Here is a 15,376-nt window from a genome sequence, read left to right on the forward strand (position 1 = left end):
GGCTGTCAATCGAGCGAGGCGATCACCCGGGCGTAGGCCGCGGGATCGACATTGCCGCCACTGAGCATAATCGCGGTGCGCCCGTCGGTCGCCACTTTGCCGGCCAGCACCGCCGCGAGCGCCACCGCTCCGCCGGGCTCCAGGACCAGTTGCAGGCGCGAGAAGGCGAAGCGCTGCGCGGTGCGGACTTCGGCCTCCGAGACCGACAGGCCGGGGCTGGCCCGGTCTTTCAGGACGGCGAAGTTGATCGGGTAGGTGGCCAGGGTCTGCAGGGCGTCGCAGGCGGTCGGCGGCGGGTTCGGCCCCACCGGCACGATCTCCCCGGCGGCGAGGCTGCGGGCGAAGTCGTCCCATCCTTTCGGTTCGGCGATCACGATCTCGGCGTCGGGACAGGCGAGGGAGAGACCCGATGCGAGGCCGCCGCCGCCGCAGGGCGTGACGATCCGCGTCGGCGGTCCGCCGGCCAGCGCCGTCATCTGCGCCGCGATCTCGATGCCGGCGGTACCCTGGCCTTCGATGACCCAGGGATCGCCATAGGCGTGGACCAGCACTGCTCCGCGCTCGGCGCACAGCCGCGCCGCCACATCGTCGCGAAGCTCGCCGCCCGGGCGGTCGTAGAGGACCACTTCGGCGCCGAGCGCGCGCGTCCCGGCGAGCTTCACCTCGGGCGCGTCGTTCGGCATGACGATGGTCGCTGCAATGCCGAGCCGCTTGGCCGCCCAGGCGACCCCTTGCGCGTGGTTGCCGCTCGACACCGCTACAACGCCGCGTGCCCGCTCCTCCTCACTCAGCGCGGTGAGCCGGTGCCAGGCACCGCGCAGCTTGAAGGCACCGATCGGCTGCAGGCTTTCGGCCTTGGCCCAGAGCACCGAGTCGCCGATCTCGACCCGCAGCAGCGGCGTCGGCGGAAGGATTTCGGCGATCTTGCGCATCGCATCGGCGATGCCTTCGCGAGTCGGGGCGCGCGGGGCAGGGGGAGTGGTCATGCCTCCGGCGGTTGCATATTTACGGACGGGCCGCCAGCGCCTAAGGCGCGCCGCCCGAATGGGAACGGCCCCTGCCGCGGCCCGTTCGAGAGTCCAAGCCGGAGGACCTACCGAAATGACCGAATCCAAGATCAACGACACGCGCAAGGCCGAGCTGCTCTCGACCCAGGTCGAGCACATCGACATCAAGAGTTTCGATGCGCGTCCGCTGATCGACGCCATGGGCAAGATGAGCTTCACCAGCCGCGATCTCGCCCGTGCGACCCGCATCTACAACCAGATGCTCGAGGACCGCGACTGCACGATCTTCCTGGTTATTGCCGGTTCGACCAGCGCCGCCGGCTGCATGGACGCTTATGCGGAGCTCGTGCGCAACAACATGGTCGACGGCATCGTCGCCACCGGCGCCACGATCGTGGACATGGATTTCTTCGAAGGCCTCGGACACAAGCACTACCAGGCGCTGGAGATCCCCGACGACGACACGCTGCGCTCGCTCTACATCGACCGGATCTACGACACCTACATCGACGAGGAAGACCTCCAGCACGTCGACCACACGGTGTTCGAGATCGCCGAATCGCTCGAGCCGCGCGCTTATTCCAGCCGCGAGTTCATCCGCGAGATGGGCAAGTACCTCGTCGAGCACGGCAAGAAGGACAACAGCCTTGTCAAGCTCGCCTACGAGCATGACGTGCCGATCTTCTGCCCGGCGTTCGTCGACAGCTCGGCCGGGTTCGGGCTGGTCAAGCACCAGGTCGATGCGGCCAAGGAAGGCCGCCCGTACCTGATGATCGACGCGGTCGCCGATTTCCGCGAACTGACGCAGATCAAGATCGAGGCGGGCACCACGGGCCTGCTGATGATCGGCGGCGGCGTGCCGAAGAACTTCATCCAGGACACCGTCGTCTGCGCCGAGATCCTCGGGCACGAGGACGTGGCGGTGCACAAGTACGCGGTGCAGATCACCGTCGCCGACGTGCGTGACGGCGCCTGCTCTTCCTCCACCCTCCAGGAAGCGGCCAGCTGGGGCAAGGTCAACACCGGCATCGAGCAGATGGTCTTCGCCGAGGCCGGTTCGGTCGTGCCGCTGCTGACCTCCGACGCCTACCACCGCGGGCACTGGAAGAATCGCGAACAGCGCCGCTGGGCCAAGCTGTTCGACAAGGCCGGCTGATCGCCGTCCTTCCCACGAACGGGGGAGCGGGGCCGCCGACAGGCTCCGCCACCCTCAAGCCCTTCAGGGGCCGCGGAAATGCGCCGAAAACGGCCGAGGTTCTCGATGAGAGCCTCGGCCGTCTTCCGTCCTTGGGGATCGGCTGGTCGGTACAACGCCACGGCTTGGGCGTTTTCACTTGCAGTTCACACGTCTCGGAATATATGCGCCGCTCGCTGCCCCATGGGGGACTTCCAAACCGCAAGGCAGCTTTCTTCAATTTATGCCTTGGGGGTCCCTTGAATTGCACAGCTACCCTAACGCGTTGACTGTAGTCCGCGCACTCGCGCCGGATCAGCCCGTCATCCTCAATCGCCCGCATGCCGCGGCGCGTGCAGCCCGATTCTTCTCGGAAGGATTCCCGGGCAAGTCGATGTATGCGGTGAAGTCCAATCCGTCGCCGGATCTGATCCAGATCCTGTGGGACGCGGGGATTACCCATTTCGATGTCGCTTCGATCGCCGAAGTCCGGCTGGTGCGCTCGCTCCTGCCGCAGGCGACGCTGTGCTTCATGCACCCGGTCAAGACGAAGAGCGCCATCGCCGAGGCCTACAGTGAGCACGGCGTGCGCACGTTCAGCCTCGACACGCACGAGGAGCTGGCGAAGATCGTCGAGGCGACCAGCGGTGCGCAGGACCTGAACCTGCTTGTGCGCCTGCGCGTTTCCTCCGAGCATTCGGAACTCTCGCTCGCCGCCAAGTTCGGCGTCGACCTGGCCGACGCGGCGCCGCTGCTGCAGGCGACCCGCCAGCATTGCGACGCGCTTGGCATCTGCTTCCATGTCGGCAGCCAGGCGATGACGCCGTTCGCCTATGTCCAGGCGCTGGAGCGCGTTCGCGCGGCCATCGCCGAGGCGGCGGTGACGGTCGACATCGTCGATGTCGGCGGCGGCTTCCCGAGCTCCTACCCGGGCATGGAGCCCCCGCCGCTGGAGGATTACTTCGCCCTCATCGCGCGCCACTTCGAAGCGCTGCCGATCTCCTATTCGGCGGAGCTGTGGTGCGAGCCGGGCAGGGCGCTCTGCGCCGAGTACAGCTCACTGATCGTCAAGGTCGAGAAGCGCCGGGGCGACGAGCTCTACATCAACGACGGCGCCTACGGCGCGCTGTTCGACGCCGCCCACATCGCCTGGCGTTTCCCGGTTGTCGCGCTGGAGGACGATCTTCTGCAGCCGCTCGCCGAGTTCGCCTTCTACGGGCCGACCTGCGACGACGCCGACTACATGAAGGGCCCCTTCATGCTGCCGGAGGACATCCAGGCGGGCGACTACATCGAGATCGGCATGCTCGGCGCGTATGGCGCGGCGATGAAGACCGGCTTCAACGGCTTCGGCGAGGCGGTCGCGGTGACCGTGGAGGACGAGCCGATGGCCAGCCTCTACCGCGGCGACCGCGCAGACCCGCGCGCGAGCGACAACGTGGTGAGCCTGCGTTAAGCGGGACTGCGGCTGCACTAGGATCCTGGAAGCCCCCTCCTCTTCAGAGGAGGGGGTTGGGGGTGGTGGAGGCGCGGGCAACGTTTCGCCAGCCGCAGCACCACCCCGCTGCGACTAGGTTCGCCTCCGGCTCACCAAGTCTCGCTGCCCCTCCTCTGAAGAGGAGGGGAGGGCCTCGAAGCCGTCAGCCGTTGCCGCCGACGGCCACCTGCATGAACTGCGGGGCGCCCTTGGGCCCGTCCTGCTGCATCTGCTCCAGCGGATAGCTGCCCTGCGGCAGCGAGGTCAGCGGCATTCCGGCGGACGCGAGCGCGTAAGGCGAGACGCGGTGCCGGGTGCATAGGCCGCCGGCTCCGTCGCTGACCAGCGGCGTTTCGAACTCGACGGCGATGGTGGCGTCCTGGGAACGGCTGACGGTGCAGACCGCAAGCTGCCCGCCGCCGAGATCGAGCACGAGCCCGGTGCCGACCGGCACGCCCAGCAGCCCTTCGATGCGGGCGCCGGTCTTGGAAAGGTCCCGCATCACGGCCTGGTACCGGTGGTCGTCATGGATCAGGCCGATCCGGCGGAACATCGAACGGCGTTCCGCGCGATAGATTTGCGGGCCGTCCGGCTCGATCTTGAACTCGCCCGAGCCTAAGCGCGCTTCGATCTCCGCGAGCCGCAGGGCCTTGGAGTAGATCCAGCCCTGGACGAACTTGCCGCCCTTGGCGATCACCAGCTCGAGCTGGTCGAACGCTTCGACTCCCTCGACCGTCGTCTCCATGCCCAGGGCTTCGGACAGGCCGATGATCGCGGTGATGATCTTGGCGCTGTTCTCGTCCTTCTGCGTGCAGGTGTCGACGAAGCTCTTGTCGACCTTGATCCGGTCGAACGGGGCCGAGCGCAGGTAGCTGAGCGAGGAATATCCGGTGCCGAAGTCGTCGAGCGCCATGCGCACGCCGAGTTGCTTGAGGGCCTTGAACGTCGCGTCGATCGCTTCGCTGTCCCCCATGAATACGCCTTCGGTCAGCTCGAGTTCGAGCCGGTTAGGCGCGAGTCCGGTCTCCGAGAGGACGCTGGCGACGAGCTCCGGGAAGCCGGCCGCGGCGAACTGCACCGCCGAAACGTTTACCGCGACCCGCACCGACTGGGGCCAGTTCGTTGCGGCCCAGCAGGCCTGGCGCAGGGCCCATTCGCCGACGCGTCCGATCAGATTGCCGTCCTCGGCCGCCGGGATGAACACGCCTGGGCTGACGGAGCCGCGTTCCGGGTGCTCCCAGCGCATCAGCGCCTCGAAGCCGACGACCATGTTGTCGGCGGTGCGCACGACGGGCTGGTAGTGCAGCTCCAGCTGTTCGTTATCGAGCGCCTCGCGCAAGTCGTCGAGCAGAAGCGTGCGCTCCTGCTCCTCGTCCTTCAGGTCGGCAGAATAGAAGCGGAACTGGCCGCGTCCGCCGTTCTTCGCGGCGTAGAGCGCGAGATCGGAAGCGCGGACCATCTCGTCTCGGGCGAGCCCGTCGTAAGGGGCGACAGCGATGCCGATGGACGTTCCGATAATCGCCCGCTTCCCGTCGATGGGGTAGGGCTGGCAGACGATCTGGATGATCTTTTCGGCCAATGCGCCGAGCTTCCCGCGGTCGTCGAGGTCCGGCAGGATCACCTGGAACTCGTCTCCACCCAGGCGGCCGATCTCGCCCCGGTCGCCGATGATGTTGCGCAGCCGTTCGGCCACCTGGCGCAGGAGCTCGTCGCCTGCCGGATGGCCCATCGTGTCGTTGACCTGCTTGAAGCGGTCGAGATCGAGCATCATGAGGGCGCAGCTGCGCTTGGCGTTGCGGTATGCGGCGAGGGTGCTCTCGAGCCGCCGGGTCATGCGGTGGCGATTGGCGAGGCCAGTCAGCGAATCGTATTCGGCGAGGCGCGAATCCTCCAGCTTGCGCTGGTACTCCAGGGTTACGTCCTTGGCGCTGCCGCGATAGCCGCGGAATACGCCCTCACCATCGAACTTGGGGTGGCCGGAGAACGACCACCAAGCGGCGCGGCCGCGGCCCAAGGGCTCCTCATCTGCGAAGCGCAGAACGAGGTCGGTCAGCTTGTTGCGCGCGCTGAGCTGAAACTTGAGCGGCCGGTCAGAGCGCTCGTCGGGGTTGTCGGGATCGGTCTCGAACAGCTGGAACAGCGGCTGCCCGAGCAGGTCCTCGACCGTCCGGCCGAGCGTCTGTGCCGCGCCGGCCGAAATGTAGATCAGCCTGTTCTCGCTGTCGGTTGCCCAGATCCAGCCGATGCCGGCCTGCTCGAAATCGTCGAGCACTTCCAGCCGCCGCGCGGGATCCGCGGCAGTGATGATCACGGGCGGCCCGGCGACCGCTTCTTCCTGCCCCGACGAACCCGGGCGGACCCTGAAAATTCCGGACAAGTCCATTTCACTTCGACCATGGCTGGGCGCCGGACGCACTGCCGGCCTGCACCAACTTGGCGGAGTCTGGTTACGATAGCCCTAACGCGGGATGATCGGGCTCGATCGCCCGGTCTGCGGTGCGGCGCACCGGATGGGGTGTCAGGCGGCCTTGGCCAGTTGCAACTCCAGCCGGTCCCAGATCTCGACGAGCGCCGCCGTCAGGTCGCGCATCATCTCTTCGTTGTGGGCGGGGCCGGGGGTGAAGCGCAGGCGCTCCGTGCCGCGGGGCACGGTCGGGAAGTTGATCGGCTGCACGTAGACGCCGTATTCGGCCAGCAGGATGTCGCTGATCTTTTTCGCCCGCACCGGATCGCCGACCATCAGCGGCACGATGTGCGTGGTCGAATCCATCACCGGCAGGCCGGCTTCGCGGAACATGCGCTTGAGCGTCGCGGCGGCCGCCTGTTGTCCCTCGCGCTCAACCGAACTCTGCTTGAGGTGCTTGACCGCCGCGAGCACGCCGGCGGCGAGCACCGGGCTGAGCGAAGTGGTGAAGATAAAGCCGGGGGCATAGCTGCGGATCACGTCGATGATCCGCGAGTCGGCGGCGATGTAGCCGCCCATGACGCCGAATGCCTTGCCCAGCGTTCCTTCGACGATGTCGATCCGGTGGGCGGCTTCGTCACGCTCCGAGATACCGCCGCCGCGCGCGCCGTACATGCCCACGGCATGGACTTCGTCGATGTAGGTCAGGGCGTTGTACTTGTCCGCGAGGTCGCAGATCGCGTGGATCGGGGCGACGTCGCCGTCCATCGAATAGACGCTTTCAAAAGCGATCAGTTTCGGCACGTCGGGGCTTTCCGCAGCCAGCAGCTCTTCGAGATGGGTCACGTCGTTGTGACGGAAGACGCGCTTTTCGCAGCCGGAGTTGCGGATTCCGGCGATCATGCTCGCGTGGTTGAGCTCGTCGGAGAAGATCACGCAGCCGGGCAGCAGGCGGGCGAGGGTGGACAGCGTCGCGTCGTTGGAAACGTAGCCGCTGGTGAACAGCAGCGCGCCTTCCTTGCCGTGCAGGTCGGCCAGCTCGCGCTCCAGCTCCACGTGATAGTGGGTGTTGCCGCCGATGTTGCGGGTGCCGCCGGAGCCGGCGCCGACGTCGTGCAGCGCCTCTTCCATCGCCGCGACGACCTTCGGGTGCTGGCCCATCGCGAGGTAATCGTTGGAGCACCAGACGGTGATCGGCTTAGGACCGTTGTGACCGGCGAAGCAGCGCGCGTTGGGGAACGAGCCCTTGTTGCGCAGAATGTCGATGAACACGCGGTAGCGGCCCTCGGAGTGGAGCCGCTCGATCGCCTGGTCGAAGATGTGGTCGTAGTTCATCGGATCGCTCGTTCAGTGCCCCGTCGTCGCGCGGCCGGTGAGTCCCGCGCGGCTTAGGCGAAGCGTCGACCGGATTAAAGCACGGAGTTTGCGAGCGATTCTCAACTAGAACCGCTCGGCTCTCTCCAGCCCGAATCGCCGCAGCGCGGGCAGCAGATTACCGATGCGCTCTGGATCGCCCGTGAACAGCGCCAGGTCCGGCGCGGTGCGGGTGAATGCCTGGCCTTGGGTCAGCGATTGCACGCGCCGGGCGATGCCTTCGGCGCCATGGACGAACTGCACATCCCCGAGGGCCGCGCGCAGTTCCGGCTCGACGAGCGGGAAATGGGTGCAGGCAAGCACGACCGTGTCGATCTGCGCACCCCCTGGTTGCGAGCGGAGGCCTTGCGCGGCGGCTTCGAACACCGCCGGGTCCGGCTCGACGCCGCGCAGCTTGATCTCGGCGGCCGCGACCAGTTCCGGGCAGGCGTGGCGGATCAGGTGCTTGCCGTTCGCGAACTGCGCCTCGAGATCGTCGACATAGCCCTGGCGGATCGTTGCTGCGGTGCCGAGCAGGCCGATCGTGCCCGTCCGAGTGAGCGCCGCTGCCGGCTTGATCGCCGGGACCGTGCCGACGATCGGCACGTGGAGCACTTCGCGCACCATTCCCAGCGCGATCGTGGAGGCGGTGTTGCAGGCGATGGTGATCAGCCGCGGCGCGTAGCGTTCCGACAGCCGCCCGAGCAGCCCGGCGACACGGGCGGCGATCTCCGCCTCGGTCTTCTCGCCGTAGGGCAGGCCCGCGAGATCGGCGGCGTAGATCACCGGCGCCTCGGGCAGGAGCTTGCGCACTTCGGCGAGCACGGTCAGCCCGCCGACGCCGGAATCGAACAACAGGATCGGGGAATCGGCCTGCAAGCTTCACTCCACTTCGGTTCGGCCCGAGCTTGTCGAACGCCGGCCCTTTCAGTAGGCCGCCAACTGAAGGAAAAGCCCGGCTTCGACAAGCTCGGCCCGAATTGGAGAGTGGTTGGATGGCCTGGCTCTATGCCGCACTGCTTGGCTACCTGATCGGTTCGATCCCGTTCGGCCTGCTGCTCGCGCTGGCCGCGGGCAAAGGCGATATTCGCCAGATCGGTTCGGGCAACATCGGCGCCACGAACGTGCTGCGCACCGGCAGCAAGGGCTTGGCCGCCGCGACGCTGCTGCTGGATCTGGCGAAGGGCCTTGTCGCGGTCCTGATCGCCTGGCGCTGGTTTCCCGAAGCGGTGTCCGTCGCCGCGCTGGCCGCCGTGATCGGGCACTGCTTCCCGGTTTGGCTCAAGTTCAAGGGCGGGAAGGGCGTGGCGACCAATGCCGGCGTCAGCTTCGGGCTCGGCTGGCCGATCGGGCTGGCATACGCGCTGGTCTGGATTGGCGTGCTGGCGCTGACGCGGATCAGCTCGTTGGCCGGGATGGCGGCGGTCGTCGCAGCGGCCGTCGCGGCGGCGCTGTTCGGGTACGAGCGCTTCGTGCCTGTCCTCGCCGCCATCGCCGTGCTGGTGATCTGGCTGCACCGGGAGAACATCAGGCGGCTCCTGGCCGGGGAAGAGCCGAAGGTGGGCAGCAAGAAGCCGTGAGCGGCCTGTCGCAGGACGAGGCTTTCGCGCGCATCAGGCTGCTGCGCTCACCCAACGTAGGACCGGTCAGCTACGCGCAACTGCTGCGCCGGTTCGGCAATGCGCAGAAGGCGATCGAGGCTCTGCCCGATCTGGCCTCTCGCGGAGGGCGCGCATACCGCCCGGCGCCGCGCGAGCGGATCGAGGCGGAGGTTAGCGCCGCCCGCGCCGCCGCGGCGCGGTACCTGTTCCACGACTCCCCCGACTATCCGGCGCTGCTCGGAGCGATCGACGGTGCGCCGCCGATCCTGCTGGCACGGGGTCGGGCGGAGCTTGCCGCAGGGCCGTGCGTGGCGATCGTGGGCGCTCGCAATGCCTCGGCAGCGGCGGCCAAGCTGGCGCGCGACTTCGCAGGGGCGCTAGCCGAGGCGGGGTTCGTCGTCGTCTCGGGCTTGGCGCGGGGCATAGACGGCGCGGCTCATGCCGGAGCGATGCCCGCGACGATCGGCGTGATCGCCAGCGGCATCGACATCGCCTATCCCCCGCAGCACGCCGAACTGCAGGAGCAGATCGCGCAGGAGGGGCTGCTGCTGGCCGAGCAGCCGCCCGGCACCGAACCGCGCGGCAGCCATTTCCCCAGCCGCAACCGGATCATCGCCGGGCTCGCGGCCGGCACGCTCGTGGTCGAAGCGGCGCCGAAGTCGGGCTCGCTGATCACCGCCCGGCTCGCTGCCGAAGCGGGCAGGGAGGTCATGGCGATCCCCGGCAGCCCGCTCGATGCGCGGGCGCAAGGCTGCAACCATCTGATCCGCGAGGGCGCCGTGCTCGTGCAGACGCCGGAGGACGTGGTGGAGCTGCTTCGCGGCTTCGACGGCACGCCGCGCTCGACCTTCCGCGAGCCGCTGCCCCACGGGTGGGAAGCTGCGCCGGAGGATTTGGCCGAGGCCGGACCGGCGGAGATCGCCGGCCTGCTCACCACCGCTCCCGTCGCCATCGACGAACTGATCCGCCAGTCGGGCGCCAGCCCGGCGGAGGTGCAGATCGCGCTGCTGGAGCTGGAGATCGCCGGCCGGCTGGAGCGGCATGCGGCGGGCCGAGTTTCGCTGATGGCTTGACGGATGCCGCCAAGGGCCACCACCCTCGCGCGTACGTACACGTAAGGATTGTCCCACCGCATCATGCAGCTTGTTATCGTCGAATCGCCGGCCAAGGCGAAGACCATCGAGAAATACCTGGGCGGGGACTTCAAGGTCCTCGCATCCTACGGCCACGTCCGCGACCTGCCGCCCAAGGACGGCAGCGTCCGCCCGGACGAAGGCTTCGAGATGGACTGGGAAGTCTATGCCGACAAGCGCAACCGCGACCAGGTCAAGGCCATCTCCGACGCGGCGAAGAAGGCCGACCGCCTGATCCTCGCCACCGACCCTGACCGGGAAGGGGAAGCGATCAGCTGGCACGTTCTGGAGCTGCTCAAGAACCGCAAGGCCGTGCCGAAGGAGGTGGAGCGGGTCACCTTCAACGCGATCACCAAGCAGGCGGTGACCGACGCGATGAAGCAGCCCCGCGCGCTCGATGGCGACCTGATCGACGCGTACCTGGCCCGCCGGGCGCTGGACTACCTGTTCGGCTTCACGCTCTCCCCGGTCCTCTGGCGCAAGCTGCCGGGCGCAAAGAGCGCAGGGCGCGTGCAGTCGGTGGCGCTGCGGCTGATCGTCGACCGGGAGCGCGAGATCGAAGCGTTCAAGGCGCAGGAATACTGGTCCGTGGTCGCGGCGATGGAGCAGGACGGCACGGCCTTCGAGGCGCGGCTGGTCACGTTCGACGGCAAGAAGCTCGACCGCCTGTCGATCGGCGACAAGGGCACGGCCGAGGCGGCGAAGGCCGCAGTCGAAGCCGGGCGCTTTACGGTCGAAGAGGTCGAGACCAAGCCGCTCAAGCGCAATCCGGCGCCGCCGTTCACCACGTCGACGCTGCAGCAGGAAGCGGCGCGCAAGCTGGGCTATTCCGCCAGCCACACGATGCGGCTGGCGCAGAACCTCTACGAAGCCGGTGCGATCACCTACATGCGTACGGACGGCGTGCAGATGGACCCCAGCGCCATCTCCGCCGCCCGCAAGGCGATCGCCGAGCGTTACGACGGGCACTACCTGCCCGAGAAGCCGCGCATCTATCAGAGCAAGGCCAAGAACGCGCAGGAAGCGCACGAGGCGATCCGCCCGACCGAGTTCTTCCGCGACCGCGCCGGATCGGGCGACGAGGCTAAGCTCTACGATCTGATCTACAAGCGGGCGATGGCCAGCCAGATGGCGGCCGCGAGCCTCGAGCGCACGACGGTGACGATGCGCGATCCGACCGGGCGGCACGAGCTTCGCGCCACGGGTCAGGTGGTCAAATTCGCCGGGTTCCTGGCGGTGTACGAGGAAGGCTTCGACCAGAAGTCCGACGACGAGGAGGCCGAAGGCCTGCTGCCGATGATGCGCAAAGGCGATTCCCCGGCGAAGAAGGCCGTTACCGCAACGCAGCATTTCACCCAGCCGCCGCCGCGCTTTTCGGAAGCGAGCCTGGTCAAGCGGATGGAGGAGCTCGGCATCGGCCGGCCTTCCACTTACGCATCGACGATCCAGACCCTGCGCGACCGCGAGTACGTGCGGATGGAGAAAAACCGTTTCTTCGCAGAGGATTCCGGGCGGCTCCTGACAGCATTTCTCGAGCGCTTCTTCCCGCGCTACGTCGGTTATGACTTCACCGCGGAGATGGAGGAGGAACTCGACGACGTTTCTGGTGGCCGCGCCGAATGGAAGGCGCTGCTCGAAGCCTTCTGGCGCGATTTCAAGCCGAAGAGCGACGAAGTGATGGAGCGCAAGCCCTCCGAAGTCACCGAAGTGCTCGACGAGTTCCTGTCGGACTACCTGTTCCCGCCGAACGAGGACGGCAGCGACCCGCGCCTGTGCCCCAAGTGCGGGCAGGGCCGCCTGTCGCTGCGCGGAGGACGCTTCGGCGCGTTCATCGGCTGCTCCAACTATCCCGAGTGCACCTTCCGGCGGAAGTTCGGCCAGCCGGGCGAAGACGGTGCGGGTGAGGACGAGACAATGGGCACCGATCCCGAAACCGGGCTCGAGGTCCAGCGCAAGACCGGGCGCTTCGGTCCTTACGTCCAGCTCGGCGAGGGCAAGGAGGCCAAGCGCGCCTCCGTCCCCAGGGACTTGCCTGACTTCGATCTGGAGTGGGCGCTGCGGCTGCTCTCGCTTCCGCGCACCATCGGCGACCATCCGGAGACCGGCCAGCCGATCACCGCCAGCATCGGCCGCTACGGCCCCTACCTGGCGCACGACGGCAAGTACGCGAAGCTGCAGTCCACCCGCGACGTGTTCGAGACCGGCATGAACTCGGCCGTGACGCTGCTGGCGGAAGCGGCCAACCGCAAGGGCGGCGGCGCGCGCGGCAAGGCAGAACCGATCAAGACCCTCGGCGCGCATCCGACCAGCGGCGGCGAGATGAAGGTCATGCCGGGCCGCTATGGCCCATACGTCACGGACGGCGCCACCAACGCGACGATCCCGAAGGACGTGAAGCCGGAGGAGCTGACCGAAGCGCAGGCCATCGAACTGATCGATGCTCGCGCGGCGAAGGGTCCCCCGGCCAAGAAGGGCGCGCGCAAGAAGGCGCCTGCCAAGAAAGCGGCGGCGAAGAAGGCTCCGGCGAAGAAGGCCGCCGCGAAGAAGCCAGCGGCGAAGAAGGCGCCGGCCAAGAAGAAGGCGGCAGCGGAGACATGAGCGAACGCTTCGAACGCCACCGCCAGCCCTGGCGCTCCGACGAGGTCGCCAAGCTCAAGACGCTCGCCGGCAAGGGCAAGGGCCTGAAGGAAATCGCCAAGGCGCTCGGCCGGACGGAGGAGTCCACGAAGGAGCGCGCCAAGCTCGACGGGATTGGCATCGCCAAGAAGCGGTGACGGCAGCTTCGCGCACTGCGCGGTTGAAGCCCGGCCGGCTTGGCTCCACATGGGGGCGATGCTGAAGGCGCCCGACATCGACTCCGGAGACGACGCAGGCGCGTCTCCGGCAATTTCGCACCCGGCCGCCGCGCACTCTGCCGACGGCCTGCCGTTTCCCCGCCGCACCTGGGCCATCATCGCGATCAGCTTCGGCACCGCGCTGCTCGTGCTCGACGGGGCAATCGCCAACGTCGCGCTGCCGACGATCGCGCGCGAGCTCGGCGTCACTAACGGCGTCGTCACCAATGTCGTGACGATCTATCAGCTCGTGCTGGTCATGGTCCTGCTGCCGTTCGCCAGCCTGGGCGACAGGATCGGGCACCGGCGCTTGTACCAGTACGGCCAGGTGGTCTTCATGATCGCCTCGGCCCTGTGCCTGTTCGCGTCGAACTTCGCGGTCCTGCTGGTCCTGCGCGCGCTGCAGGCGATCGGCGCGGGCATGGCGCTGTCGGTTTCGGCGGCGATGCTGCGGGAGATCTATCCGGCGCGGAAGCTCGGCACCGGGATGGGCATCAACAGCGTGATCGTCGCCTCCTCGGCTGCGCTGGCGCCGACGCTCGGCGGCTACATCGTCGGTCATGTGAGCTGGCAGTGGGTGTTCGTGGCCGCGGCGCCGCTCGCCGCCGTCTCGCTGTTGCTCGGCCGCACTCTGCCCGTGCCGCAGCCGCGCAAGAGGCCGCCCGAATGGCTGAGCGGCTTGTGGAGCGCCGCGACCGTGCTGCTGCTGATCGGCGGGGTGCAGCTCGCCACCCACGAGAATCTCGAGCTGGGGCTCGCGATGCTGGTCGCCGGGATCGCTTCGACGATCTTCCTCGTCCGCCGCGAGCGCGGGCGAACCGCGCCGGTCGTGCCGGTGGACCTGATGGCCAAGCCGGTGCTCGGGCTCTCCGCGCTCGCGGCGATCGCGGCGTTCACGTCCGCCGGGGCGCTGATGCTATCGCTGCCGTTCCGCTTCGAGGAAGCAATGGGCTATGCCCCGCAGGAAGTCGGCGTGCTCCTGCTGCCGTTTCCGCTGACGATGCTGGTCGTCGCGCCGCTGGCCGGCTGGATGAGCGATCGCATCGCCCCGACCAAGCTGGGTGTCACCGGCATGGCGATCACGATCGCGGGCCTGCTGCTGCTGGCCTTCATGCCGGAGGGCGTGGGGGAATGGGACATCGCCTGGCGCCTGAGCCTCACCGCGGTCGGTTTCGGCCTGTTCTTCGCGCCCAATTCGCGCCTGCTGATCGGCCAGGCCCCGCGCGACCGAGCCGCGGCGGCGGGCGGCCTGCTGTCCACCTCGCGCCTGCTCGGGCAGACGGTCGCGGCCGTGGCCGTGGGCATCCTGCTGGCCGGGGGCATGGGGCTGGGGCCGACCCCGCTGATCGTCAGTTGCGCGCTGGCGGTCGTCGCCGCCCTGTGCAGCCTGGCCCGCTTCCGCAGCGTGACGCGTGCGGGCGGAACGATGGCCAGCTTGCGCCAGCCCTAGCGCACCCAGTCGAGCCCGATTTCCTCGTAAATTTCGCGGCTTTCGGCCCACTTCTCATCCACTTTGACGTGGAGGTATAGGTGGACCGGCACGCCGAGCAGCGCGCTCAGCTCGGTTCGTGCCGCTTCGCCGATCGCCTTGATCCGCGCGCCGCGCTTGCCGAGCACGATGGCCTTCTGGCTGTCGCGGCCGATGACGATCTGCTGGCGGATCTCGATGCTGCCGTCCTTGCGCACGGTGTAGCTCTCCGGCCGCACGGCGCTGTCGTAGGGCAGTTCCTCGTGCAGCTGGCGGTAGAGCTGCTCGCGCGTGACTTCGGCCGCGAGCAGGCGCTCGCTGGCGTCGGAGACCTGGTCTTCCGGATAGTGCCAGGGGCTTTCCGGCATCAGTTGGGCGAGCCGCTGCTTCAGCTCCGGCACCCCGTCGCCGGTCAGCGCGGAAATGTAGAACACCTCGTCGAAAGCGATCTTGCCGGTCAGCTCCTGGGCGAGCTCCAGCAGCGGTTCCTTCTTCGCCGCATCGACTTTGTTGAGCGCGAGCAGCTTGCGTTCCGGCCGCGTGGCAAGCGCTTCGAGCAGGGGCTCCAGCTCGTGTCGGCGCTGCTTCAGCGGGTCGACGACCAGCAGGATCGCGTCCGCGGATTCCGCGCCTTCCCAGGCCGCGCTGACCATTGCCCGGTCGAGCCGCCGGCGGGGCGCGAAAATGCCCGGGGTGTCGACCAGGATGATCTGCGCCTCGCCTTCCAGCGCGATGCCCATCAGGCGTGCGCGCGTGGTCTGCGCCTTGGCGCTGGTGATCGCCACCTTTTGGCCCACGAGCTGGTTGACCAGGGTCGACTTGCCCGCGTTCGGAGCGCCGATCACCGCGACCATGCCGCAGTGGGTCATACGATCCTCCCCGGGACGGGGAGGTGGCGCCGGCCGGAGGCCGGTGACGGAGGGGG

General features: G+C 68.0%; 12 protein-coding genes. 7 read left to right on the forward strand and 5 right to left on the reverse strand.

All coding sequences use genetic code 11. The features are described 5' to 3' along the window. Window positions 1-5: 5 nt before the first annotated feature. A complete protein-coding gene (locus GRI75_RS06580; protein WP_160746169.1) occupies window positions 6-986 on the reverse strand; it encodes a threonine ammonia-lyase in 981 nt (326 codons plus the stop codon). Window positions 987-1,101: 115 nt separating this feature from the next. Between GRI75_RS06580 and GRI75_RS06585 the strand changes: the two genes are divergently transcribed. After that, complete coding sequence (locus GRI75_RS06585) at window positions 1,102-2,163, forward strand: 1,9-bis(guanidino)-5-aza-nonane synthase (RefSeq protein ID WP_160746170.1); 1,062 nt, start codon at window positions 1,102-1,104, stop codon at window positions 2,161-2,163. Between the two features lie 262 nt (window positions 2,164-2,425). Continuing rightward, window positions 2,426-3,637: a type III PLP-dependent enzyme gene (locus GRI75_RS06590; protein WP_407925136.1), complete on the forward strand. Its 1,212-nt coding sequence runs from the start codon at window positions 2,426-2,428 to the stop codon at window positions 3,635-3,637. Window positions 3,638-3,821: 184 nt separating this feature from the next. On the opposite strand, the gene GRI75_RS06595 is transcribed toward GRI75_RS06590, so the two are convergent. The 3 genes from GRI75_RS06595 to murI all read right to left on the reverse strand — a co-directional run bounded on the left by GRI75_RS06595 (window position 3,822) and on the right by murI (window position 8,294). Beyond that, window positions 3,822-6,041, reverse strand: coding sequence for a putative bifunctional diguanylate cyclase/phosphodiesterase (locus GRI75_RS06595; RefSeq protein ID WP_160746172.1), 2,220 nt, complete (start codon window positions 6,039-6,041; stop codon window positions 3,822-3,824). Window positions 6,042-6,176: 135 nt separating this feature from the next. Then, window positions 6,177-7,397 carry a 5-aminolevulinate synthase gene (gene hemA, locus GRI75_RS06600; protein WP_160746173.1) on the reverse strand — a complete coding sequence of 407 codons (1,221 nt, stop codon included), beginning with the start codon at window positions 7,395-7,397 and terminating at the stop codon, window positions 6,177-6,179. 105 nt (window positions 7,398-7,502) lie between these two features. Next, on the reverse strand, window positions 7,503-8,294 hold the full coding sequence (gene murI / locus GRI75_RS06605; protein ID WP_160746174.1) for a glutamate racemase: 792 nt from the start codon (window positions 8,292-8,294) through the stop codon (window positions 7,503-7,505). A 116-nt stretch (window positions 8,295-8,410) separates the two neighbouring features. On the opposite strand from murI, the gene plsY reads away from it, so the two are divergent. From plsY to GRI75_RS06630, 5 genes are all read left to right on the forward strand, one after another. Beyond that, a complete protein-coding gene (plsY, locus tag GRI75_RS06610) occupies window positions 8,411-8,995 on the forward strand; it encodes a glycerol-3-phosphate 1-O-acyltransferase PlsY (protein WP_160746175.1) in 585 nt (194 codons plus the stop codon). Continuing rightward, window positions 8,992-10,089, forward strand: coding sequence for a DNA-processing protein DprA (gene dprA / locus GRI75_RS06615; RefSeq protein WP_160746176.1), 1,098 nt, complete (start codon window positions 8,992-8,994; stop codon window positions 10,087-10,089). Before plsY ends, dprA begins: the two co-directional genes overlap by 4 nt. A 63-nt stretch (window positions 10,090-10,152) precedes the next feature. Beyond that, window positions 10,153-12,747: a type I DNA topoisomerase gene (topA, locus tag GRI75_RS06620; protein WP_160746177.1), complete on the forward strand. Its 2,595-nt coding sequence runs from the start codon at window positions 10,153-10,155 to the stop codon at window positions 12,745-12,747. After that, window positions 12,744-12,923: a hypothetical protein gene (locus tag GRI75_RS06625; protein WP_160746178.1), complete on the forward strand. Its 180-nt coding sequence runs from the start codon at window positions 12,744-12,746 to the stop codon at window positions 12,921-12,923. The genes topA and GRI75_RS06625 overlap by 4 nt, the downstream gene beginning before the upstream one ends. Window positions 12,924-12,981: 58 nt before the next feature. Continuing rightward, window positions 12,982-14,433, forward strand: coding sequence for an MFS transporter (locus GRI75_RS06630; RefSeq protein ID WP_160746179.1), 1,452 nt, complete (start codon window positions 12,982-12,984; stop codon window positions 14,431-14,433). Here the strand turns inward: GRI75_RS06630 and era are convergent. Next, complete coding sequence (gene era / locus GRI75_RS06635; RefSeq protein ID WP_160746180.1) at window positions 14,430-15,320, reverse strand: GTPase Era; 891 nt, start codon at window positions 15,318-15,320, stop codon at window positions 14,430-14,432. The genes GRI75_RS06630 and era overlap by 4 nt on opposite strands. Window positions 15,321-15,376: the final 56 nt, after the last annotated feature.

Origin of the sequence: Croceibacterium soli (assembly GCF_009828065.1) — a bacterium.
Classification (GTDB): Bacteria; Pseudomonadota; Alphaproteobacteria; order Sphingomonadales; family Sphingomonadaceae; genus Croceibacterium_B; species Croceibacterium_B soli.

What these genes read in the sequence shown, in the direction of transcription:
- GRI75_RS06580 (WP_160746169.1), bottom strand. Translation starts at nt 986, where the DNA reads ATGACCACTCCCCCTGCCCCGCGCGCCCCGACTCGCGAAGGCATCGCC.
- GRI75_RS06585 (WP_160746170.1), top strand. Translation starts at nt 1,102, where the DNA reads ATGACCGAATCCAAGATCAACGACACGCGCAAGGCCGAGCTGCTCTCG.
- GRI75_RS06590 (WP_407925136.1), top strand. Translation starts at nt 2,426, where the DNA reads ATGCCTTGGGGGTCCCTTGAATTGCACAGCTACCCTAACGCGTTGACT.
- GRI75_RS06595 (WP_160746172.1), bottom strand. Translation starts at nt 6,041, where the DNA reads ATGGACTTGTCCGGAATTTTCAGGGTCCGCCCGGGTTCGTCGGGGCAG.
- hemA (WP_160746173.1), bottom strand. Translation starts at nt 7,397, where the DNA reads ATGAACTACGACCACATCTTCGACCAGGCGATCGAGCGGCTCCACTCC.
- plsY (WP_160746175.1), top strand. Translation starts at nt 8,411, where the DNA reads ATGGCCTGGCTCTATGCCGCACTGCTTGGCTACCTGATCGGTTCGATC.
- topA (WP_160746177.1), top strand. Translation starts at nt 10,153, where the DNA reads ATGCAGCTTGTTATCGTCGAATCGCCGGCCAAGGCGAAGACCATCGAG.
- GRI75_RS06625 (WP_160746178.1), top strand. Translation starts at nt 12,744, where the DNA reads ATGAGCGAACGCTTCGAACGCCACCGCCAGCCCTGGCGCTCCGACGAG.
- GRI75_RS06630 (WP_160746179.1), top strand. Translation starts at nt 12,982, where the DNA reads ATGCTGAAGGCGCCCGACATCGACTCCGGAGACGACGCAGGCGCGTCT.
- era (WP_160746180.1), bottom strand. Translation starts at nt 15,320, where the DNA reads ATGACCCACTGCGGCATGGTCGCGGTGATCGGCGCTCCGAACGCGGGC.